Raw genomic sequence first — 21,194 nt, forward strand, 5'->3', positions numbered from 1 at the left:
GCCCACCCCTTATAATAACCCCACATTAACAACTCTTTTCCCCACCACCCCGCTGTCCCCTGGGGGGGGGGGGGGGGGGGGGGGGGGGGGGGGCACCTACCGGGCCGCCCCGCCGGCGTTCGCGTGGCCGTCGCTCAAGCCGTAGCCGCGGACACCGCGACCCTCGCCAGGCGTGCCCGCAGGGCTGCGCGGTCGGGTTTGCCCGCCGGGGTCAGCGGCAGCTCCGTCAGGAGCAGCAGCCGCTCGGGGTGCTTGCGCCGTTCGAGGCCGCGCCGCGTGAGGTGGTCGCCCAGCGAGCCGAGGGTGGGGTCCTGCGCGCCGCGCGGGACCACGCAGGCGGCGAGGCGCTCCCCCATCACCTCGTCCGGTACGCCGACGCACACGATGTCGCGCACCTGGGCGTGGGAGGACAGTTCGCGTTCGACTTCGGCGGGGCTGATGTTGGCGCCCCCGCGGATGACGATGTCCTTCAGGCGGCCGACGACGTGCAGGACGCCCTCCTCGTCCAGGAGACCGAGGTCTCCGGTGCGGACCCAGCCCTCGGGGGTGCGGTAGCGGGCGTCCAGATCGGGCGAGGCGACGTAGCACATGGGGGTCATGGGGCCGCGCGCGATGATCTCCCCGACCTCGCCGTCGGGGAGCCGCGCGTGCGTCTCGGCGTCGACGATGCGGATGTCGGCGACGCGGGGGTCGGGACGGCCGGCGGCGATGCCCGTGGAGTCGGCCTCAGGGTGGGCAGAGCCCAGTCCGGTATGGCAGTTGACGCCGTCGGCCGAGCCGTAGAGGTTGACCACCGGGCAGCCGAAGGCGCGGCTCGCGCTCTCGGCCGTGGTTTCGTCGAGAGGGGCGCCGCCGACGATCACGGCGGTGGGGGCGGGGAGCCGGCCGGCGGTGAACTCTCCCGCGCCCGGGGCCGCGTCCGGGGCCGCGTACGCGGACTCGGACCCTCCCGTGGTCTCCGCGGCCGCCCCTGCCTCGGCCTCGGCCTCAACCTCCAGCCGGTCGAGCATCATCCGGATCATCGTGGGGACCCCGAGGATGTGCGTGGGCCGGTGCGCGCGCACCGCCGCCACGGCGGCCTCGGGCGTGAAGTGGTCGAGGAGTACGAGGGTTCCGCCGTGCCGGGCGAGGGTGACGGCGGTGCCGTTGGAGCCGAAGGCGGAGGCGAGCGGGACGAGGAAGAGGCAGCGCGGCCGGGTCCCGTCGGGCATCAGCGAGGCGAGGAAGTTGCCCCGGCCGCCGGCGAGGGCGTTGTGGGAGTAGGCGATCATCTTCGGCTCGGACTCCGAGCCGGACGACACCAGGATGCGGGCGGCGCTGTCGGGATCGGGCCGGGCGGGGACGAACGCGGCCGGGTCCGAGCGCAGCAGCGCCGACAGCAGAATCGTTCCTTCAGGGGCCGTGCCGCCCTTCCCGGCGGCGATGACGTGGCGCAGTGCGGGCAGTTCGCCCGCCCGGTCCCGCAGGTCCCGCAGGTCGGCCGCGTGGTGGCTGCCGCGGTGCTCCACGGCCGCGATGACCGCGACGGCCTCGGCCCGGCGCAGCAGGCAGCGGGCCTCCTGGCTGCCGCGCCCGACGGGGAAGGGCAGGGCCACCGCCCCGAGGGCTGCCAGGGCCAGGTCGGCGATGACGGCGTCGCGTCCGCTGGGAAGCTGGACCCCGACCACGTCGCCCGGCCCTATGCCGAGGCCCGCGAGGCCGGTGGCCAGACACCGCACCTTGCGGTCGAGGGCGGTGTAGCAGAGCTTGCCCTTGGCATCGATGATCGCGGTGTGGTGCAGGTCGGAGATCTGGCGGGCCCGGAAGAGGCTGTAGAGGTCGAGGTCCGGACAGGTGCCGTCGACCGCCCAGGAGCGGCGGAGGCCGGCGGGCAGCAGGTCGTGCAGGGCGACGGTCATGCGTGGCTCCAGGGGTCGGGAACGGCGGGGGCACCGTGCGCGTCCCGGCTGATCGAGCCGGCGAAGCGCGGGTCGTGGTGGAGGTCGGCCAGGTCGGTGGTGACGGCGGTCGCGCTCAGGCCGCGCGCCCGGAGCTCGCGTAGGGCGTCCTCGGTGGACAGGGCCGCGAGGCCCTGCGCGGCGGCCGCCGCCGCACAGACGGCCGCGTCCGCGTCGGCCGGAGCGATCCAGCCGTCGGCGGTGCGCAGGGGCGTACGGAAACCAGCTGGCCGGCGGGTCCTGCCGCCGTGCCGGGACCGGCTCAGGGCCGGAGCGGTGAGCACGTCGGCGGCGCCGAGCAGTGAGGAGTCGACGCGCACCCCGCGCCCGGTGCGTTCGCGCAGCAGCAGGCCGGCGAGGATCGCCTCGGTGCCGAGCAGGCCGCCCAGTACGTCGAGCAGGGTCATCAGGGAGGGGGCGGGCGGCTCGCCGTCGGGGCGGACCGCTTCGCCGACGCCGGTGCGGGCCTGCACCATGAAGTCCGTGCCCATCGGGGCATCGGAGATCCGGCCGCCCGTCCCCCAGCCGCTGGTGTACGCGTAGACGAGCCCGGGGTTGACGGCCGCGAGGTCCTCGGAGTCGAGGCCCAGCTCGGCCGCCTTGCCCGGGGCCCAGTTGTGCAGGAAGACGTCCGCCCCGGCGGCCAGGTCGCGCAGCCGGAGCCGGTCGGCGGGCGACTTGATGTCGATCTCCACGGCCCGCTTGCCCCGGTTCAGCGCCAGCCAGCGGGCGGAGACACCCGAGCAGGCGGGCGGCATCCCGCGCAGCGGGTCGCCGCCGGGCGGCTCGATCCGGAGGACGTCGGCGCCGAGGAGGCCCAGCAGGTGGGCGGCCAGGGGCGCCTGGATGCGGCGGCCGGCTTCCAGGACGGTGAGGCCCGCGAGCGGTCGGGCTTGGGTGGGCTCCGTCGTCGGGGTCGCGTGCGGGGCCGTCGCGTGCGGGGCCGTCGTGTGCGGCGGTGTCGCGTCCGGGAGGGTGTGGAGCGAGAGGAGCGGGTGGAGGGGCCTGAGCGGGTGCCGGGGCTCCAGCGGGTGGAGCTGCTGGCCGGTGTCGTACGGGGTCAGGGTCCAGGGGGCGGCGCCGTCGTGTTCGGCGGCCCGCTCGGCGAGGCTCCGGATCCGGCAGACCTCGGCCCCCGAGGCGGCCGCGGCGTCCCGGATCCGCTGCCAGCCGTGGGCGCGGGTGGTGGCGTGCAGGGCCTGGGGGAAGGGCGCACAGCCGGTGGCGTACCGGAACTGGAAGGGCCGCCAGCCCGCGCGCAGCGCGTCGGCGGGGGCGTCCAGGGCCCGCCAGAACCCGGCCCAGGCTCCTGGATCGAGGGTCTCCAGCTCGAAGAGGGTGCCGTCGGCGGCGGTGAAGGGCGGCCCGCCCGGCGCCAGTTCGGCGGCCTCGCCCTCGTCGGCTCCGGTCGCGGCGAGGTATTGGGACACGACCAGCAGCGCGGCCCGGTCCACGTACGTGTGCGCAGTGCTCTCGACGGCCGTCACCGTGGCCGCGGCACGGGGTGTGGTTGTGGCTTGGGGTGGGGTTGTGGCCCGGGGTGTGGTTGTGGCCGGGCGGGCGGTCCGGTCGGCGCCGCGGGCTTGGGCCAGCAGGCCGGCGAGCAGCCCCTGCGTGGTGAGTACGGCGGCCGCGGTGACGGCGTAGTCGGCGGCGAGGCCGCGCGGGACGCCGTCGCGGCGACCGTGGACGGCCATGATGCCGGCGGCGGCCTGCGCGGTCGCCTCATCGACGACGCCGCCGGCCTCGGGGGTACCCGGGGCCGCCGGGACCGCCGACCAGGCGAGGGTCGCGGCGGCCCGCGCGTCGGGGGCGGCCGCGTCGGTGAGGGTGATGCGGGCCGTGCGGTCGGCGGGGTGGGCGGCCGGTTCCTCGTCGGCGGCGGCCCCGAGCAGCCTCAGGTGCTCGGACACCGGGCCGGTCAGCGCGGGCGGTCCCCCGGCGGTGAAGCGCATGCCGTCGAGCGGCCGCGCGGTCCGGGTGACGGCTGGTGACGTCATGCCTCTCCTCTTTCCAGCGGTCCGGCGGGGTGGGCCGGAACCGCAGGTGATCCGTTGGTCGGTCGATCCGCTGATCGGCTGGTCCGCTGATGCGTTGATGCGTTGATCTTTCGATGCGGTGATCAGCTGGAGTGCTGGTCAGCTGGACCGCTGGTCGGTTGCCGCGCTGGTCGGTTGCCGCGCTGGTCGGTTGCCGCGCCGATCCGTCGGCGGGCCGACGGGGTGGTCCCGTACGCGGGAACCAAGGGGGCGGCGCACCCGACCAGCTCCACGGGAAGACAGTCGGACCGTCGTTCCCCCGGGTTCCCGGCGGGCTGGAGGAAAGTGGTGGAGAGCCGAGTGACGGAGAGTCGACGCCCGGAGGGACGAGGCCCGGCAGGACGAGGCCCGGAGGGCGGAGCCCTGGAGAACGGGGAACCTGCGGGTGGCGGGCCTGGATGCGGCGACCCTGCGGACGCTGAACTGCGGGACCAGGTCGCCGCGTTCGTACGGGAGCGGGTGGTCCCCTGTGAGCCCGTACTGGACGCGGGCGGCCCGCCGGCGGCGGCGGCGCTGCGGGAGCTTCAGGCCCAGGCCAGGGCGGCGGGCCTGTGGGCGCTCCCGCTCCCCGTCGAACTGGGCGGCCAGGGACTCGGGTTGCCGCAGTACGCGCTGCTGGCCGAGGCCGAAGGGGCGAGCGATCACGGGCCGGCCGCCCTGGGATCGGCGCCGCTGCTGGATGCCACGATGCTGATGCGGCACGGCGGCGACCGGGTGCGCGCCCTGTATCCCGGGCGACTCACGGCCGGCGAACTGCGCGCCTGCTACGCCATGACCGAGCCGGACACGCCGGGCACGGATCCCTGGCTCACCGCCACGCGCGCCGTCGAACAGGCCGACGGGAGCTGGTCCGTGAGCGGCCGCAAGTGGTTCACCTCGCACGCCGCCGAAGCCGACCTGGTCACCGTCCTCGTCCGCACCGACGGGGAGCCGGGCGACCGTACGGGTCTCTCGCTGCTCGTCGTCCCGACCTCGGCGCCGGGGTTCCGGGTGGTGCGCGAACTGCCCGTGTTCGGGGCGTCCGGGCAGTGGGAGATCGAGTTCGACCGGGTCCGGGTGGCCGCCGACCACCTCCTCGGCGAACGGGGTCGGGCCCTTGCCGTCGCCGGGGAGCGGCTCCAGCTGGGCCGCACGCTCCGCTGCCTGCGCTGGCTCGGCCAGGCGCAGCGCGCGTTCGACCTCATGTGCGGGCGCGCGGGCTCCCGTACGGGATCGCACGGGCCGCTCGGCGGCCATCAGCTCGTCCAGCAGCACGTCTTCGAGGCGCTGCTCGCCCTGCGCACCACCCGGCCGCTCGTCCACGAGGCCGTGGCCAGGATCAGCGCGGGGCTGGACGCGCACGTGGAGGTGGGTCTGGCGAAGGTGGCCGCCGCGCGGATGCTCCAGCAGGTGACGGACTCGGCCATCCAGGTGCACGGCGCGGCCGGCCTCGGCCCCGACACCGCCCTGCCCGCGCTCTACCGCTCCGGCCGCGCGGCGCGGATCCTCGACGGCCCCGACGAACTCCACATCACGTCGGTGGCGCGGCGCGTCCTCCGTCCGTACGGGGCGCGGCCCGGGGGATAGGGAGGCGGTGCGGGGCGCTCCGCGACACAGAGGGCGGGGACGGGTGTCGGGGAGGGGTGCGGCGACCGGTGCCGGGGAAGGGCGCCGGGGAAGGGCGTCGGCGACGGGCGCCAGGAAGGGTGGGGACGACGGGCGCCGGGGAAGGGTGGGGACGGCCGGGATCACACGTCCCGGATGTCGATCAGGGCGGTGAGTTCGGCCAGGCCGAGCGCGAGGAAGAAGTCTCCCCACACGAGTTCGTGGCGCACGGCCGCGCCCTTCCCCGCGTCGTAGCAGCCGTCCAGCAGCCTGCCCCGTGAAAGGTGGCCTTCGACCAGCCGCTTCAGGATCTCGGCCGCGCGGTACGCGTGGTCCGCGCTCCGGGGGCCCGGGAGGCGGGCGAGTTTCAGCAGCGCCACGGCCGTCACGGCGGCGGCGGACGTGTCCAACGGGCCTTCGGGCCGCGCCTCGTCGGCCGGGGGAACGAGCTCCGCGCCCGCGCCCGCCCATGCCTCCGCCAGCCGCTCCGCGATCTCCCGCGGACTGTCCGGCAGACGCTCCGCGACGGCGGGCCGGTGCAGTACGTCGGCCAGCGCCAGCAGCAGCCAGGCGCGACCCCGACTCCAGCCCGCAGGCGGATCCTCGCACGCCCGCCAGCCCACGCCGGCCTCGAAACTCCAGGCGGGGACGAGACCCGGCCCCGGCGCGCGACCCCGGCCAGGCTCCTGGCCAGGGCCGCCCCGACCCGGGTCGGGGCCCCGGGCCGAGCCGGGCGCCGGGGGGTGGACTGGTCCTGGGCCCGGAGAGGGCGCCGGGACCGAAGGCGAACCGACCGGAGCCGCGGCCAGGGCTGGAACTGAAGCCGGGACCAGGTCCGGGGCCGAAGGCGGGGCCGGAGCCGGAGCCGGACCCGGCGCGTTAACCGGGGCTGGTATGGGGGCCGGTGCCGCAAGGAGGGGGCGGGCTTCGGAGGCGGGGCGCTCCTCGGGAGAGCCGAGGCAGGCGTCGGAGGCGGGGCGAGCTTCGGAGGCTGAGCGGGCTTCGGAGGCGAGGCGAGCTTCGGAGGCGAGACGGATGCCGGAGACGGGGCGGGCTTCGGGAGGGGTGGGGTGGAGGCAGAGGGTCAGGTGGCGTTCGAGGTGGGAGGCGGCTGCGGCGGGGCCGGCCGGGCCGGCCTCGGCCAGGAGCGGGACCATGCCCGGTACGCCGTCGACGCGGGCCAGCAGGCGGGGGCCGCCGAAGGCGGATCCCCAGGGGACCAGGCCGAGTTCGGCGTCGAATGCCGCCAGGCAGGCTTCGGCCGCCCGGCCGCGGAGCTCGCGCGCCCCGGCGTCACCGGCGGCCGGCGCGGTCGCGTACCAGAGGATCAGCCCGCGCGTCGACGTGTCGGCGTCGGCCCAGCGGGCCAGCCGCGCCGTGCACGCGGAGGCCGCGGCCAGGTCGGCCGGGTCCCCGGTGTGCCGGGCGCGCAGCCACAGGAGCCCCGCCCAGAAGCCGCCGGCCCACGAACCCCGGCCGGTGGTCGTCCAACGGCCCGTGTCCGGGTCGGCGTACAGCGGGAACCGCTCCCCCGCTTCGGCCGCGGTGACGGCGACCCGGTCGAGTACCTCCGCCAGCGCCCGCCGCGCCCACTCCGGCCCGCTCATGCCCCAGCCCCGGCGGCCCCGGCGGCCCCGGCCGCGCCACGCGCGCGCCGCTCCCGTACCGCCCACGTCGTCGCGACCGCGCAGGCCAGCGCGAACTCGGCCGCGACCAGCAGCCAGCCCGCCCCGTACCGGCCCGCGTCCGCGAGCGGCCCGAAGAGGGGCGGTCCCGCGGCGAATCCGGTGAAGAAGCCGGCGGCGACGAGCGCGGAGTCCTGCCCGGCCCGGCCGGGGGCGGAACGCTGCATCACCAGCACCATCGACACGGCGTTGGCCGACACGGCGAACGCCCCGACCGCCACCGCGGCCGCCCAGACCAGTGGGTGCGCGGCGAGCGCCGCCGCCAGCAGGAGCGCCGCGCCCACCGCGCCGGCCGCCAGCCCTCCCGGCAGCCACTCGGCGCGCCCGGGCCGGGCCGCCTTCGACCAGCCCACCCGGCCGCCGATGCCCGCCACGCCGAGCACCGCGACCAGGGCTCCGGCGGCCGTGGGCCCCATGCCGAGGCGCTGCGCGCCGAACAGGGCCACGTAGGTGTTGACCGAGGCGATCCCGCAGCCCAGGAAGAGGGAGAACACCGCCAGCCAGGCGATGGGCCCCCGGGGGACGAGCGGGGAGCGGGGCGGCGGCGCCTTCGGCGCGGGGTCGGCGGGCAGGGTCCGCAGCGTCCACAGTGCCGCCAGCGCGGCGGTCGCGGCGGCCGTCCACACGGCCCCGCGCCAGCCGATGCCTCCGGCCAGCGCGGCGAGCGGCAGGCCGGCGGTGAAGGCCCCGAGCTGGACGCCCGACTGCTTCATGCCGGTCACCGGTCCCCGCCGGTCGGGGGCCACGGTGGCGAGGATCGCCTTGTTGGTGGCGGGATTGGCCAGGGCCTGGGGCAGACCGCCCAGCGCCACGGCGGCCAGGAGGAAACCGGTTCCGGGGGCGCAGGCGATCAGCCCGAGGGCCGCCGCGGACACCGACAGCAGGAGGACGAGGGAGCGCCGCGGACCGATCCGGTCCACGAGCCGGCCGCCGACCGGCGACAGCAGGGCCGCGGTCCCGAAGCCGACCGTCGTCGCGAGTCCGAGCACGGCCGGGGAAACCCCCAACTCGCCCACCAGCCGCGGGCCGAGCGCGCCGAAGAGGAACAGTTGCAGCATCGAGAAGGCCATGGCGGCGGTGAGCAGCGCCGTGAGACTGCCCTCCGCGACAGCGACCGTACCGGCCCGGCCGCCAGCGGCGGCCAAGGCACCGGCGCCGGCCGAACCCCCCGCGCTACCCGAACCCACCGTGCCGACCGCGCCACGCGCGCCACCCGAACCGCCCACACCACGCACACCACGCACACCACGCACACCACGCACACCATTCGGACTACCCGGACCGTCCGCACCACCCAGCGCACCACCCGGGCCGGTCCCGCTCACTCCCCCGGGCTCCCCGCGCCCGCCGGGCCGCCCCGGCCGCCCCGCGGCCGCGCTCCGTCCCCCCATCACCGCTCCGTTCCCACCGTCGGCCCTTCGGTCCGGCACAGGAGTCGGATGGGTCAACTCCGCAGTTCCCGGTACCCGTTGTGTCGTGCGCCACACACCGCTCGCGCCGCGCTAGCACCGCGCTCGTCAGCTCATGGGAAGTCCTGATGCCCCCTGTCGCCGCCGCCGGGTCGGGTGTAACGATGACCCCGCCATGACTCCGGGTCGATGTTGCCGCGCGTTACGGGCCGCGATGTTCGCGGCCACCTGCGTGCTGCTCTCCTCCCTCGGGCACGTCCTCATGTCGGGGACCTCCGTCCCGTGGTGGACGATGGCGGCCGCGTTCGCCGGAACCTCCGCGGCGGGCTGGCTGCTCGCCGGCCGTGAGCGCGGGCTCGCGGCCGTCACCGCCGCGACCGTCGGCGTCCAGGCCGCCCTGCACGGCGCGTTCGCGCTGGCCCAGGCCGCGGCGACGGTCGCGTCGGGCCCCGGCGGCTCCGCCGGTCCCGGGGCCCTCGCCCGGCGGTGGGCGCAGTACGTTCTCTGTGCCCCGCCCGCCCTCCTTCCGCAGCCGCCCGCCCCGGCGGGCGGGGGCGGCGGCCACGCGCAGCACGCCCTGCACGCCGTCCACGCGATGGCCGACGGCGTGATGACGGCCGATGGCACGATGGCAGACGGGGCGATGCCGACGGCACCGTCCATGGCGATGCCCCTGCCGATGGCCATGCCCATGCCGATGTCCGCCGGGCACGACTCCGGTGCCATGTCACCGGTCGGCATGCTCGCCGTCCACCTCCTCGCGGCCCTGTTCTGCGGCCTCTGGCTCGCGTACGGGGAACGGGGCGCGTTCCGCGTCCTGCGCGCCGTCGCGGCCCGCCTCCTCGTACCGCTGCGGCTGTTCTTCCGCCTGCCCGCGCCCGCGCACCGCCCCCGCGTCCGCTTCGGCCGGGACCTCCGGGCCCGGGTGCCGCGCGGGCTCCTGCTCGCCGACGCCCTCACCTCACGGGGTCCGCCTCACGGGACCGCTGTCATCTGACAGCCGGCTCCCCGACGCGCGACGGGCCCACGCCCCGCGCCTCGGGCATCGGTCATGCCGTCCGGCAGGCCGTACCCGTTCACCGGTCCCGCCGCGCCCGCAGCGCGCCGGCGGATCTCCGGGATTCCCCGAAGGACCTCAGGCGATGACTCCTGCCCTGCTCACCCGTCCGACCGCCGCCACGCCCGTCACCACCAGCGTGGCGACGGCACCCGCCGCCACGGCCACCACTACCGCCACCGCGCCCGCCACCACCACCGCGACCGCCACCGCTCGCCACACCGCGGGCCCCGACGAGGCGGTCACCCTCCTCGCCCTGGCCGCGCGCGCCGGCGATCCCGGCGCGGTGGACCAGTTCGTACGCGCCCTGCACCGCGACGTACGCCGCTACGTCGCCTACCTCAGCGCCGATCCGCAGGCCGCCGACGACCTCACCCAGGAGACCTTCCTGCGCGCCCTGGGCAGCCTCCACCGCTTCGAGGGCCGCTCCTCCGCCCGCACCTGGCTGCTCTCCATCGCCCGGCGGACCGTGGTGGACAGCCTGCGCCACAAGGCGGCCCGCCCCAAGATCGCCGACAGAGACGACTGGCAGGCCGCCGCCGAGCAGACGCAGCCACGCGACCTCCCCGGTTTCGAGGACGGCGTCGCCCTCGCGGAGCTCCTGGCGGCCATCCCGGCAGAGCGCCGCGAGGTCTTCGTCCTCACTCAGCTGCTGGGGCTGCCGTACGCCGAGGCGGCCGTCATGCTCGGCGTCCCGATCGGCACCGTCCGCTCGCGCGTGGCCCGGGCCCGCTCCTCGCTGATCGACCTGCTGACGGACGCCGAGGCCCCGGCCGCGCTCCCGAGGCCGCGACGCCCGGAACCGGCCCTCGCGGCGGCGGGCGCCTGACCCCGCGCCGAGCGGGGGCCGGACCGCGGACGGTCCCGCCCCCGCTCGCCGTGCGGCCGGCTCGCGCACCGGCGCGGGCGTGGGGCATGTGGGGTGGGGTGGAGCGTGGGCGTGGGCGTGGGCGTGAGGAGCGGTCCCGAGGTCAGGCGAGGAGCTTGGCCTTGGCCCTGTCGTACTCCTCCGCGGTGATGTCGCCCTTCTCCTTGAGGGAGGACAGCTTGGCGAGCTCCTCCGCCGGACTGTGCTGAGGACCGCCCGCCGCCTTCTGGACGTAGTCCTGGAAGGCCTGCTGATTCTCCCGCGCCTGCTTCATGTCCCGTTCGCCCATGCTGCGGCCGCGGGCGATGAGGTAGATGAAGACTCCGAGGTACGGCAGCACGATCACCAGGATCAGCCAGCCGGCCTTCGCCCAGCCGTTCAGCTCGTGGTCCCGGAACAGGTCCGTGATCACCTTGAACAGCAGGAAGAACCACACGACCCACAGGAAGAGGTAGAGCATCGTCCAGAACAGGTTGAGCAGCGGATAGTCGTCCATGCGCACTCCCATCGGGGTCACATAAGGGGCAGGTCAAGTCATACCGTCAGGCGATGTGATCCGCACGCGGGGCAACGGCCTCGGCGGGCGCGCACCCGTGCGGTCAACGGCGGACGGACCCTCCCCCTCGCACACCGCCGAGCGGCCCCCGCGATCCCCCAACCCCTTGCCACGCGGTGCCCCTTCCCTGAAACTGACGGATCGTCAGGTACTTCGTCAGGGATACGCGAGGGAAGGAACCGGGGATGCAGACCATCTGGCTCGGCGGGCCCGAATGGGTCGCCGTTCTGCGGATCGGGCTCGGGCTGTGGTGGCTGGAGAGCTGGCGGCACAAGGACAAGAAGGACTGGTTCGGCGGGGGCGGCATCCGCTGGGCGGCGGGCGTGGCCGCCGAACACCGCTGGGGGTTCGTCACCCGCGGGTTCGACCTCGTCGTGAAGCCCTATCCGCGCTTCATGGCCTACCTCGTCGCCTACGCGGAACTGGCCCTCGGGCTCGGTCTGGTCGTCGGCTTCCTGACCCCGATAGCCCTGGTCGCCGGGCTGCTGCTCAACCTGATCTACCTGGTCCTGATGATCCACGACTGGGGCGAGCAGGGGCAGAACCTGATGATGGCCCTGATCTCCGTGGCCGCGTTCTTCGCGGTGGGATGGCAGGTCTGGTCCCTGGACAACGCGCTGGGACTGTTCTGACCGGAACCGGAACGGGAAAACCAAACCGGGGCCGGGACCGGCCCGCCGCCCGCACACCGGGACGGCGGGCCGGAACGACGGGCCGCCGCGGCGGCCCGGGCGTCAGACCTGCCGGTCCAGCGGGTTCGCCGCGATCCGTTCCTTCGCCCCGCTCGCCACGTAGGCCGCCGCCGCACACTGCGGCTTGCGCACGGCCTGGTCCGCGACCAGCGCGAAGAAGGCGTCGCCGAAGCCCAGGCGCGGGTACTCGGCGAGCAGTCCGGCCGTGAACGCCGGGTCGAAGTCGGCCAGGCCCAGCCCGGAGACGTCCGCGCTCGTACCGACCTGGAGCAGGTGGCTCTCCACGTCCTCGGCGGCCGTGACGTCGTCCCGCATGTGCAGGACGATGATCTCCTCGGCGCGCGCCCGCCGTTCCGCGGGCCAGCCCAGACCCGCCGTCAGGACCCGGGCCACGTGGCCGCCCGCCTCCTCGAAGGGCAGGGTGTGGCTGTCGAAGGGCGCCGTCAGACCGAGGTCGTGCACGAGCGAGCTGACGTAGAGGAGCTCCCGGTCGTACGAGAGCCCGTGGCGGTCCGCGTACTCGGCCGCGAAGGCGTACGAGCGGACGGAGTGGTTCAGCAGGGCCGCGTCGGCGTACTCGGCCGCGATCTCCCGGGCGGCCCGGCCGGACGGGGTGTCAACCGTCCATGCGGCCGGTGCCGTAGGGGTCGCAGGAGTCAGAGGAGTCATGCCCGTCAGCCTAGTCCCGCGGCCGGGAAGGGGCCCGGCGGGTGAAGTCCACCTCCGACGGGCCCGTTTCGCCCGGCCAGGCCAGCAGCCGGGCCGGAGCCGCCGGGGTCTCGGCGAGGACGGTGCCGCGCGAGACGACGTAGCGCGGGCGCACCTGGCGGCGGACCGCCTCGGTGGGCGAATCGGCCGGCAGGAGGACGAAGGAGGCCGGGGCGCCCTCCGCGATGCCGTACTCGCCCGCCCCCAGGCCGAGTACCCGCGCGGCCCGTTCCGTCACCATCTCGAAGGCGACCGGGACCTCGTCGGCCCCCGTCAGCTGGGCGGCGTAGATGCCGACGAGGGCGGTCTGGAGCGGGTTGCCGGTGCCCAGCGCGTTCCAGGGGTCCATCACGTCGTCGTGGCCGAAGGCCACGTTCACGCCCGCCGCCAGCATCTCCTTGACCTGCGTGAGGCCGCGCCGCTTGGGATAGGCGTCGAAACGGCCCTGGAGGTTGAGGTTGGCGAAGGGGTTGGAGACGAGGTTGATCCCGGAACGCGACAGCAGCCGCTGGAGTTTGAGGCTGTACGCACCGCCGTAGGAGCCCATGGCCGTCGTGTGCGAGGCCGTCGCGCGCTCGCGCAGCCCCGAGCGCAGCGCGAGGGCCGCCAGCACCTCCACGAACCGGGACTGTTCGTCGTCGATCTCGTCGCAGTGCGCGTCGACGCGCAGGCCCTGCTCCTCGGCCAGCGCGAAGGCGAGCGCCAGCGAGGCCACGCCGTCCTCACGGGTGTCCTCGAAGTGCGGGATCGCGCCGACGACGTCCGCGCCGCGCCGGACCGCCTCGCGCAGCAGCGTCTCGCCGTCGGGGAAGGAGACGATGCCCTCCTGCGGGAAGGCGACGATCTGCAGGGTCATGACGTCGCGGACCCGGTCGCGGACCTCCAGGAGCGCGTCGAGCGCGGTCAGGGCGGGGTCGGTGACGTCGCAGTGGGTACGGACGTGCAGGACGCCCTGCGCCGCCTGCCAGCGCAGTACCTCGGTGGCCCGCGCGACGACGTCCTCGCGGGTCAGCGTCCGCTTGCGCTCGCTCCAGCAGGCGATGCCCTCCCAGAGGGTCCCGGAGGCGTTCGGGCGCGGCTCCCCGGCCGTCAGGGCGGTGTCGAGGTGGATGTGCGGCTCGACGAAGGGGGCGCTGAGGAGACCGCCGTGGGCCTCGATCAGTACCCCTGTCGCAGGCGGTTCCTTCTGGTCGTCGTACGGGATCACGCGCGCGATCCGGCCGTCCGGCGCGACCTCGACGTCGTGCAGGCCTTCGATGTGCAGCAGCCGGGCACCCCGGACGATCATCCGCATGACGTCACCCTATGACCGCCCGGCTCCGACCGCCCGGCTCCGACGACCCGGCTCCGACGACCGCGGCCCGGCCCGCGGCCCGACTCGGCAGGCCGGCCGGCCGTGGCAGGCCGTCCGCGGCCGCCTGGCGCCGAGGGGGGCCGCAGAACCTCGTACGCGGGCCCCCGTGCGCCCGTTCGGCCCCGCCGCCGCCTCGGCCCATCGGGTTACATGGGGGCCATGACTGACGCCAATGCCGCCATGCCCGACTGGGAGAAGCGTTTCCGGGCTCCCCGCGTAGCACTGCCCGAGTGGGCCGAGGACGCGCCCGACCGCTCGATCTTCGTCTCCAATGCGACCGGGACCTACGAGATCTACGCCTGGGACCGCGCCACCGGATCGCAGCGGCAGGTCACCGACCGCCCCAACGGCACCACCGACGGCGCCCTCTCCCCCGACGGGGAGTGGATCTGGTGGTTCTCCGACACCGACGGCGACGAGTTCGGCACCTGGGTCCGCCAGCCCTTCGCGGGCGGCCCCGACGAGCCGGCCGCTCCCGGGCTCGAGGCCGCGTACCCCTCCGGGCTCGCCATCGGGCGCGACGGGACGCACGTCGTCGGGCGGTCCACCGACGAGGAGGGGACCACGATCCACGTCGTGCGGCCCGACGGGACGGCGCCCACCGTCGTCTACCGGCACCTCGAATCGGCCGGTGTCGGGGACCTGTCCCGCGACGGGACCCTGCTCGCCGTCGAGCACACCGAGCACGGCGACGCGATGCACTCCGCACTGCGCGTGCTCACGCTGGACGGCGACACCGTCGCCGAGCTGGACGACTCCAAGGGCGGCACCGTGGAGCTGGGTCTCGCGGTGCTCGGTTTCGCGCCCGTCGCGGGCGACACCCGGCTGCTCGTCTGCCACCAGCGGCGCGGCCGCTGGGAGCCGCTGGTGTGGGACGTGGCCACCGGCGCCGAGGAGGAGCTGGCCGTCGAGCTGCCGGGCGACGTCGGTGCCGAGTGGTACCCCGACGGGTCCGCGCTGCTGATCGAGCACAGCCACGCGGCGCGCAGCGAGCTGCTGCGCTACGACCTGGCCGCACGGACGCTGGTGCGGCTGGACACGCCTCCGGGCACGGTCTCGGGTGCGACGGCGCGGCCCGACGGCTCGGTGGAGTACCAGTGGTCCTCGGCGGCCGAACCCCCGGTCGTCCGGTCGACGGCGGGCGGGGTCGTCCTCGACCCGCCCGGTTTCCGGGCGCCCGGCTCGGTGCCGGTCGAGGACGTGTGGGTGGAGGGCCCCGGCGGCCGGATCCACGCCCTCGCGCAGCGGCCCACGGGCCGCGGCGACGGCCCCTTCCCGACCGTCTTCGAGATCCACGGCGGGCCCACCTGGCACGACAGCGACGCCTTCGCGTCGACGCCGGCGGCCTGGCTCGACCACGGCTTCGCCGTCGTCCGGGTCAACTACCGCGGCTCGACCGGCTACGGACGCGAATGGACCGACGCCCTCAAGCACCGGGTCGGCCTGATCGAACTGGAGGACATCGCCGCCGTACGGGAATGGGCGGTGGCCTCCGGCCTCGCCGACCCGGCGCGCCTCGTGCTGTCCGGCGGCTCCTGGGGCGGCTACCTGACGCTGCTGGGCCTCGGCACGCAGCCGGACTCCTGGGCGGTGGGGCTGGCCGCCGTGCCCGTCGCCGACTACGTGAGCGCGTACGACGACGAGATGGAGGCGCTCAAGTCCCTGGACCGCACCCTCTTCGGCGGCACGCCGCAGGAGGTCCCGGAGCGCTTCGCGGCCTCCTCGCCGCTGACGTACGTGGACGCGGTTCGGGCGCCCGTGCACATCGCGGCGGGCGTCAACGACCCGCGCTGCCCCATCCGGCAGATCGACAACTACGTGGGCCGCCTGGCCGCGCGCGGCGCGGTGCACGAGGTGTACCGGTACGACGCCGGGCACGGCTCGCTGGTCGTCGAGGAGCGGATCAAGCAGGTCCGCATGGAGCTCGACTTCGCGCTGAAGCACCTTCCCCGGGCCTGACCCCGGGACCCGTGGACCGGTGCACCCCCCGTACGGTGGTGGGGTGCACCGGTTTCTCCTGACCCCGCGCTGGTGGGGGATCAACGTCTTCGTCGCCCTCGGCGTTCCCTTCTGCCTCTTCATGGGCAGTTGGCAGCTCGGCCGGTTCGAGGACCGCGTCGACAGCCACCAGGAGGCGACCAGCGCACGCCCCGCCGACCGGCCGGCCGTTCCGCTGGATTCGCTGCTCCCGGTGGACAAGAACACCTCCGGGCGGCTCGCTTCCGCCTCCGGGGAGTACGCCGACCAACTGCTCGTCCCCGAGCGGCGGCTCGACGGGAAGTCCGGCTTCTACGTCCTGACCCTGCTCAGGACGGACACCGGCAAGGCCGTCCCGGTGGTCCGGGGCTGGCTGCCGGGCGACGCGGACGCGGCCCGGGCACCGGCCGCGCCGACCGGGCGCGTCGAGGTGACGGGTGCGCTGCAGGCCTCGGAGAACTCCAGCAGCAAGGGCGTCTACTCCTCGGGCGGGCTCCCGGCCGGGCAGCTCGGCGTGATCGGGGCGGCCTCGCTCGTCAACATCGTGCCGTACGGCCTGTACGACGCCTGGCTGACCGTGCAGACCCCGGCCGACGGGTTGACCCCCGTTCCGGCCCAGGCCCCGGTCGACACCGGCCTCGACCTGAAGGCCTTCCAGAACCTCGGCTACACCGGCGAATGGTTCGTCTTCGCCGCGTTCGTGCTCTTCATGTGGTTCCGGCTCTACCGGCGCGAGGTGGAGACCCTGCGGGACGCGGAGGCGGGCCTGCTGGAGGACCCGGCCGCCCCCGCCACGGCTCCCGCGGCCACGGCTTCCGCCGCTACGGCCTCGGCGGCTCCGCCAGCGGGATGACGCCCGTCCGGTAGACCGTCCCCCCGCACGCGTCGGGGATCGTGGTCTGCGTGACCGGGGCGCCCGGCAGCGGCGTGCTGGGCGTGTGGGACACGGCCAGGGCGACCGGATCGGTCACGGGCACAGGCTGCCTCTCCGGGTCCTTGGTCACGCCGTCGCCGGACTCCGCACCCGAGCCGGTTCCCGTCCGCAGCCCCGTACCGGTGCCCGAGGAGCCGCCCTGCGTCGGGCTCGACCCCGTGGACGCGGCCGGCGCCGGGCAGCCCTGCTGGGGCGGCACCCAGGCGAAACGGACCTCGTACGCCGCGTTCGGCGCGAGCACCACCAGGGGTGTCTCCGCGGACGGGGCGGGCAGGCCCGTCGCCGGATCGCCCGCGGTGTGGCCGACGACGGCCACCGAAGGCGCCCCGGAGGTGTCCTTGCCGGTGCCGGGTGCCGCCGCCGGGGCGGCGGTCACGGTGTCCGGGCCGACGGCCGTACAGCCCCGCATCGAGACGTTGGTGACCTTGAAACTGCCGTAGACCTTGCCGTCCGCCTCCGGGGGCCGGGCGCTGCCCGACACCCCGAGCTGTTCGGGGCTGCACGTGGCCACGCCCGGAACGGCCGGCGGGGGCAGCATCACGCCGCCGCCGAACGCCGAACCGCCGGGCAGGACGACCGAACCGCCGGTCGGGCCGGCGTTCGCCCCGCCGCCCGGGAGGGAGGCGTCGGGCGGGGTGGCCGCGCCCCCGAGGGCGCCGCCCGCGCCCTGCTCGGCGCCCGGCGACCTGACGGGCCTCGGCGCGGCGGTGCCGGCACCGTTCTGGTGCGGGTCGGAGGCGCCGTCCTGCCGGTTGCCGCCCTGCTGGGCATGACCCGCCATGGCCGGGTGGTCGGCAGGACCGCTCTGCGCTCCGCTCACGTGCAGGGCCGCCGGGACGGCGGTGCCCACCAGCAGCGCGGCCGCCGCGGCGGCCACGAGGGTCTGCCGCTTGCGGGCCCGGCGCACGGGCACGGCGTACCGCAGCCGCTCCAGTGCGTCGGCCGAGGGCTTGATCCCCCCGACGGCGCCGAGCATCAGGTCCCGGAGCGCCTGTTCCTCGCTGCTCACCTTGCGGTCCTCGTCCTCGTTCATGACTGCGCAGCCTCCATCGCCACACGCAGCGCGGCAATGCCCCGCGATCCGTACGCCTTAACCGAACCGAGTGATATGCCGAGCGTGTCGGCGACCTGGACTTCCGTCATGTCCGCGAAGTAGCGCAGCACCAGCACCTCGCGCTGGCGGCGCTGCAGTCCGCGCATGGACTTGATGAGATCGTCCCGTTCCAGCAGGTCGTAGGCGCCCTCCTCGGCGCTCGCCATGTCGGGCATCGGCTTCGACAGCAGCTTGAGGCCGAGGATGCGGCGGCGCAGGGCGGAGCGCGAGAGGTTGACGACGGTCTGGCGCAGGTAGGCCAGGGTCTTCTCCCGGTCGCGGACGCGACTGCGGGCCGAGTGGACGCGGATGAAGGCCTCCTGGACGACGTCCTCGCACGAGGCGGTGTCGTCGAGGAGGAGCGCGGCGAGGCCGAGGAGCGAGCGGTAGTGGGCCTGGTAGGTCTCGGTGAGGTGGTCGACGGTGGTCCCCGCCACCACCTCCGCGGCGCCGACGGCCGTGGCGTCGGCCCGGCCGGCGCCCGCTTCCCTTACCGGTGCGGTGCTCCCCGCGGCCTCCGCGCTATCGCGGGGCCCGGGCACGCGGCCACTGCGGGAGGGAGCTCCCGGGGCCGCCGGGGGCGCGGTCGCGGTCACGGCGGGCGGCGGCGGGACGGGCGGCGGGACGGGAACCATCACAGGGAAGCCGCCGGGCGCGCCGGAGCGGCGGTGCGACGGGATCGTCCCGATACGCACCGGCATGACGGGGAAGTCCAGCAATGCTTCTGCCACGCCAGTTGGACACGCGTCCCCCCATCAGGGTTGTACGCGCGAGGAAGACCTGTCGGCGTTGTTCCCATTGCCCTCATGCGTAACGGCTCTCCCCGGCCGGCCCGTCTCTCGCGGGCCGTCGGGGCGATCACCTTGGTCAAGGGATCACCGATGATCCTACAAAGCGAAATGCCTAAATTCATCCGCGATCAGTTCGGCGGTTCGCGTGGCGTTCAGCGCAGCGCCCTGACGCAGGTTGTCCGCGCACACGAAGAACTCCAGCGAGCGCGGATCGTCGAGCGACGCCCGGACCCGCCCCACCCAGGCCGGATCCGTCCCCGCGGCGTCCGACGGGGTCGGGAACTCACCCGCCGCCGGGTCGTCAACGAGGACCACCCCGGGCGCCGCGTCCAGGACCTCCCGGGCCCGCGCCGCGTCGACCACGCCCTCGAAGCGGGCCCGCACGGTCACCGAATGCCCGGCCAGCACGGGCACCAGGACGCAGGTCACCGCCACCGGCAGCTCCGCCAGGTCGAGGATCCGCCGCGTCTGCGCCCGTACGGCGAGCTCGTGCGAGGACCAGCCGTCCTCGCGGAGCTCACCGGACCAGGGCACGACATTGAGCGCGAGCGGAGCAGCGAAGGGGCCGGTGTCCTCGCCCACCGCGCGGCGTACGTCCCCGGGCTGCTCCCCGAGGGTGGTTCCGGCGACCAGCGACAGCTGGCGGCGCAGCGCCTCGGATCCGGCCCGCCCGGCCGCGCTCGCGGCCTGGTACGTGGACACGGCGAGCTCGGTCAGCGCGTACTCGGCGTGCAGCGCGCCCACGGCCGCGGTCGTCGCGGCGGTCACGCAGTCGGGTCCGGCGACGATCCCGCGCGGCCGCGTCCGTACGGCGTGCCCGTTGACGTCGGGCACCACCAGCGGCACCTCGGGGTCCTCGCGGAACGCCGCGGACTGGTCCACGACGACGACCCCGCGCGCGGTGACCACGGGGGCCCACCGGGCCGAGACCTCGGCCGGGGTGAGGAAGAGCGCGACATCGCCCTCCCCGAGGCCGTCGAAGGCGTCCTCGGTGAGGGCGAGCACCTCGGTCTCCTCGGCGCGGACGGTCAGCCGACGGCCGGCCGAGCGCGAGGAGGCGATCAGGCGTATGTCGCCCCAGACGTCGGCCCGCTGGGACAGCATCCGCAGCAGGACGGAGCCGACGGCTCCGGTCGCCCCGACCACGGCGAGTGCCGGTGCCGGGGTCGACCGGGACGCGGTCATCGTCCGGTGCCTCCGTAGACGACGGCCTCGTCGCTGTCGGAGTCGAGGCCGAAGGCCGTGTGCACGGCGCGGACGGCCTCGTTGACGTCGTCCTGGCGGGTCACGACCGAGATGCGGATCTCCGAGGTGGAGATCAGCTCGATGTTGACGCCCGCGTCGGACAGCGCCTGGAAGAACGAGGCGGTGACGCCCGGGTTCGTCTTCATGCCGGCGCCGACCAGGGAGATCTTGCCGATCTGGTCGTCGTAGCGCAGGGACTCGAAGCCGATGGTGCCCTTCGCCTTCTCCAGGGCCTCGATGGCGCTGTGGCCCTCGGCCTTGGGGAGGGTGAAGGAGATGTCCGTCAGTCCCGTGGAGGCGGCGGACACGTTCTGCACGATCATGTCGATGTTGATCTCGGCGTCCGCGATGGCGCGGAAGATCGCCGCGGCCTCGCCCGGCTTGTCCGGGACGCCGACGACCGTGATCTTGGCTTCGGAGACGTCGTGAGCGACTCCGGAGATGATGGCGTGCTCCACCTGCTCTGCCCCTTGCGGATTCTCGTTGCTGACCCAGGTGCCCGGCAGTCCCGAGAAGGACGAGCGGACGTGGATCGGGATGTTGTAGCGGCGCGCGTACTCGACACAGCGGTGCAGCAGCACCTTGGAACCGGAGGCGGCGAGCTCCAGCATGTCCTCGGAGGAGATCCAGTCGATCTTCTTCGCCTTCTTCACGACGCGGGGGTCCGCGGTGAAGACTCCGTCGACGTCCGTGTAGATCTCGCAGACCTCGGCGTCCAGCGCCGCGGCGAGCGCGACGGCGGTCGTGTCCGAGCCGCCCCGGCCGAGGGTGGTGATGTCCTTGCTGTCCGCGGACACGCCCTGGAAACCGGCGACGATGGCGATGTTGCCCCCGTCCAGCGCGGTGCGGATACGGCCCGGCGTGACATCGATGATGCGCGCTTTGTTGTGGACCGAGTCGGTGATGACGCCTGCCTGGCTGCCGGTGAACGACTGGGCCTCGTGGCCCAGGTTCTTGATCGCCATGGCCAGCAGGGCCATCGAGATCCGCTCTCCGGCGGTCAGCAGCATGTCGAATTCGCGCCCGGCAGGCATCGGCGACACCTGCTCGGCGAGATCGATCAGCTCGTCCGTCGTGTCGCCCATCGCGGAAACCACGACGACCACTTGGTGGCCGTTCTTCTTGGCATCCACGATCCGCTTGGCAACACGCTTGATGCCCTCGGCATCGGCTACGGAGGAGCCTCCGTACTTCTGCACGACAAGGCCCACGTGCGCTCCTCGCTCAGTCCGTCATTTGCTGGTGCAGTCTAACGAGCGGCCGCG

At 74.8% G+C, this 21,194-nt stretch carries 17 protein-coding genes; 6 read left to right on the forward strand and 11 right to left on the reverse strand.

Annotated elements, in window-relative coordinates:
• Positions 1-134 precede the first annotated feature (134 nt).
• Both ABZY44_RS08345 and ABZY44_RS08350 read right to left on the reverse strand, forming a co-directional pair.
• Positions 135-1,898 (reverse strand): AMP-binding protein, encoded by a 1,764-nt coding sequence (locus tag ABZY44_RS08345; RefSeq protein WP_356651239.1) that lies wholly within the window; start codon positions 1,896-1,898, stop codon positions 135-137.
• Entirely contained in the window at positions 1,895-3,937 is a 2,043-nt protein-coding gene (locus ABZY44_RS08350; RefSeq protein ID WP_356651241.1) for a CoA transferase, read from the reverse strand. The genes ABZY44_RS08345 and ABZY44_RS08350 overlap by 4 nt, the downstream gene beginning before the upstream one ends.
• Before the next feature lie 402 nt (positions 3,938-4,339).
• Here ABZY44_RS08350 and ABZY44_RS08355 point away from each other — a divergent pair, with 402 nt between their 5' ends.
• Complete coding sequence (locus tag ABZY44_RS08355) at positions 4,340-5,542, forward strand: acyl-CoA dehydrogenase family protein (RefSeq protein ID WP_356651429.1); 1,203 nt, start codon at positions 4,340-4,342, stop codon at positions 5,540-5,542.
• Between the two features lie 161 nt (positions 5,543-5,703).
• Here the strand turns inward: ABZY44_RS08355 and ABZY44_RS08360 are convergent, their stop codons facing one another.
• Positions 5,704-7,167 carry a sugar ABC transporter permease gene (locus ABZY44_RS08360; RefSeq protein WP_356651243.1) on the reverse strand — a complete coding sequence of 488 codons (1,464 nt, stop codon included), beginning with the start codon at positions 7,165-7,167 and terminating at the stop codon, positions 5,704-5,706.
• The gene (locus ABZY44_RS08365; RefSeq protein ID WP_356651431.1) at positions 7,164-8,315 is read right to left on the reverse strand and encodes an MFS transporter; all 1,152 of its coding nucleotides are present in this window, start codon (positions 8,313-8,315) and stop codon (positions 7,164-7,166) included. The genes ABZY44_RS08360 and ABZY44_RS08365 overlap by 4 nt, the downstream gene beginning before the upstream one ends.
• Positions 8,316-8,829: 514 nt before the next feature.
• On the opposite strand from ABZY44_RS08365, the gene ABZY44_RS08370 reads away from it, so the two are divergent.
• Positions 8,830-9,651, forward strand: a complete 822-nt coding sequence (locus tag ABZY44_RS08370) for a hypothetical protein (protein WP_356651245.1) — start codon at positions 8,830-8,832, stop codon at positions 9,649-9,651.
• 145 nt (positions 9,652-9,796) lie between these two features.
• The gene (locus ABZY44_RS08375) at positions 9,797-10,540 is read left to right on the forward strand and encodes a sigma-70 family RNA polymerase sigma factor (RefSeq protein WP_356651247.1); all 744 of its coding nucleotides are present in this window, start codon (positions 9,797-9,799) and stop codon (positions 10,538-10,540) included.
• Between the two features lie 142 nt (positions 10,541-10,682).
• On the opposite strand, the gene ABZY44_RS08380 is transcribed toward ABZY44_RS08375, so the two are convergent.
• Positions 10,683-11,075: an SHOCT domain-containing protein gene (locus ABZY44_RS08380; RefSeq protein ID WP_356651249.1), complete on the reverse strand. Its 393-nt coding sequence runs from the start codon at positions 11,073-11,075 to the stop codon at positions 10,683-10,685.
• Positions 11,076-11,320: 245 nt separating this feature from the next.
• Here ABZY44_RS08380 and ABZY44_RS08385 point away from each other — a divergent pair, with 245 nt between their 5' ends.
• Positions 11,321-11,767 carry a DoxX family protein gene (locus ABZY44_RS08385; protein WP_356651251.1) on the forward strand — a complete coding sequence of 149 codons (447 nt, stop codon included), beginning with the start codon at positions 11,321-11,323 and terminating at the stop codon, positions 11,765-11,767.
• A gap of 102 nt (positions 11,768-11,869) precedes the next feature.
• Here the strand turns inward: ABZY44_RS08385 and ABZY44_RS08390 are convergent, their stop codons facing one another.
• Both ABZY44_RS08390 and codA read right to left on the reverse strand, forming a co-directional pair.
• Entirely contained in the window at positions 11,870-12,496 is a 627-nt protein-coding gene (locus tag ABZY44_RS08390; RefSeq protein ID WP_356651253.1) for an HD domain-containing protein, read from the reverse strand.
• 10 nt (positions 12,497-12,506) lie between these two features.
• A complete protein-coding gene (gene codA / locus ABZY44_RS08395) occupies positions 12,507-13,829 on the reverse strand; it encodes a cytosine deaminase (RefSeq protein WP_356651255.1) in 1,323 nt (440 codons plus the stop codon).
• A 219-nt stretch (positions 13,830-14,048) separates the two neighbouring features.
• Here codA and ABZY44_RS08400 point away from each other — a divergent pair, with 219 nt between their 5' ends.
• Together ABZY44_RS08400 and ABZY44_RS08405 are read left to right on the forward strand one after the other, a co-directional pair.
• A complete protein-coding gene (locus ABZY44_RS08400; RefSeq protein WP_356651257.1) occupies positions 14,049-15,848 on the forward strand; it encodes a prolyl oligopeptidase family serine peptidase in 1,800 nt (599 codons plus the stop codon).
• Positions 15,849-15,891: 43 nt separating this feature from the next.
• Entirely contained in the window at positions 15,892-16,719 is an 828-nt protein-coding gene (locus ABZY44_RS08405) for an SURF1 family protein (RefSeq protein WP_356651259.1), read from the forward strand.
• Here the strand turns inward: ABZY44_RS08405 and ABZY44_RS08410 are convergent.
• The 4 genes from ABZY44_RS08410 to ABZY44_RS08425 all read right to left on the reverse strand — a co-directional run bounded on the left by ABZY44_RS08410 (position 16,688) and on the right by ABZY44_RS08425 (position 21,140).
• Positions 16,688-17,833 (reverse strand): hypothetical protein, encoded by a 1,146-nt coding sequence (locus ABZY44_RS08410; RefSeq protein WP_356651261.1) that lies wholly within the window; start codon positions 17,831-17,833, stop codon positions 16,688-16,690. The two genes, ABZY44_RS08405 and ABZY44_RS08410, sit on opposite strands and share 32 nt — an antisense overlap.
• Positions 17,830-18,594: a SigE family RNA polymerase sigma factor gene (locus ABZY44_RS08415; protein WP_356651433.1), complete on the reverse strand. Its 765-nt coding sequence runs from the start codon at positions 18,592-18,594 to the stop codon at positions 17,830-17,832. The genes ABZY44_RS08410 and ABZY44_RS08415 overlap by 4 nt, the downstream gene beginning before the upstream one ends.
• Before the next feature lie 186 nt (positions 18,595-18,780).
• On the reverse strand, positions 18,781-19,869 hold the full coding sequence (locus ABZY44_RS08420; RefSeq protein WP_356651263.1) for an aspartate-semialdehyde dehydrogenase: 1,089 nt from the start codon (positions 19,867-19,869) through the stop codon (positions 18,781-18,783).
• The gene (locus tag ABZY44_RS08425) at positions 19,866-21,140 is read right to left on the reverse strand and encodes an aspartate kinase (RefSeq protein ID WP_356651265.1); all 1,275 of its coding nucleotides are present in this window, start codon (positions 21,138-21,140) and stop codon (positions 19,866-19,868) included. The genes ABZY44_RS08420 and ABZY44_RS08425 overlap by 4 nt, the downstream gene beginning before the upstream one ends.
• Between the last annotated feature and the right edge of the window lie 54 nt (positions 21,141-21,194).

The sequence above is a fragment of the Streptomyces sp. NPDC006544 genome (assembly GCF_040611715.1).
Classification (GTDB): Bacteria; Actinomycetota; Actinomycetes; order Streptomycetales; family Streptomycetaceae; genus Streptomyces.

Excerpts from the sequence above, each read along its gene's own strand:
- ABZY44_RS08345 (WP_356651239.1), bottom strand. The coding sequence starts at position 1,898 with ATGACCGTCGCCCTGCACGACCTGCTGCCCGCCGGCCTCCGCCGCTCC.
- ABZY44_RS08350 (WP_356651241.1), bottom strand. The coding sequence starts at position 3,937 with ATGACGTCACCAGCCGTCACCCGGACCGCGCGGCCGCTCGACGGCATG.
- ABZY44_RS08360 (WP_356651243.1), bottom strand. The coding sequence starts at position 7,167 with ATGAGCGGGCCGGAGTGGGCGCGGCGGGCGCTGGCGGAGGTACTCGAC.
- ABZY44_RS08365 (WP_356651431.1), bottom strand. The coding sequence starts at position 8,315 with ATGGCCTTCTCGATGCTGCAACTGTTCCTCTTCGGCGCGCTCGGCCCG.
- ABZY44_RS08370 (WP_356651245.1), top strand. The coding sequence starts at position 8,830 with ATGACTCCGGGTCGATGTTGCCGCGCGTTACGGGCCGCGATGTTCGCG.
- ABZY44_RS08375 (WP_356651247.1), top strand. The coding sequence starts at position 9,797 with ATGACTCCTGCCCTGCTCACCCGTCCGACCGCCGCCACGCCCGTCACC.
- ABZY44_RS08380 (WP_356651249.1), bottom strand. The coding sequence starts at position 11,075 with ATGGACGACTATCCGCTGCTCAACCTGTTCTGGACGATGCTCTACCTC.
- ABZY44_RS08385 (WP_356651251.1), top strand. The coding sequence starts at position 11,321 with ATGCAGACCATCTGGCTCGGCGGGCCCGAATGGGTCGCCGTTCTGCGG.
- ABZY44_RS08390 (WP_356651253.1), bottom strand. The coding sequence starts at position 12,496 with ATGACTCCTCTGACTCCTGCGACCCCTACGGCACCGGCCGCATGGACG.
- codA (WP_356651255.1), bottom strand. The coding sequence starts at position 13,829 with ATGCGGATGATCGTCCGGGGTGCCCGGCTGCTGCACATCGAAGGCCTG.
- ABZY44_RS08400 (WP_356651257.1), top strand. The coding sequence starts at position 14,049 with ATGACTGACGCCAATGCCGCCATGCCCGACTGGGAGAAGCGTTTCCGG.
- ABZY44_RS08410 (WP_356651261.1), bottom strand. The coding sequence starts at position 17,833 with ATGAACGAGGACGAGGACCGCAAGGTGAGCAGCGAGGAACAGGCGCTC.
- ABZY44_RS08415 (WP_356651433.1), bottom strand. The coding sequence starts at position 18,594 with ATGCCGGTGCGTATCGGGACGATCCCGTCGCACCGCCGCTCCGGCGCG.
- ABZY44_RS08420 (WP_356651263.1), bottom strand. The coding sequence starts at position 19,869 with ATGACCGCGTCCCGGTCGACCCCGGCACCGGCACTCGCCGTGGTCGGG.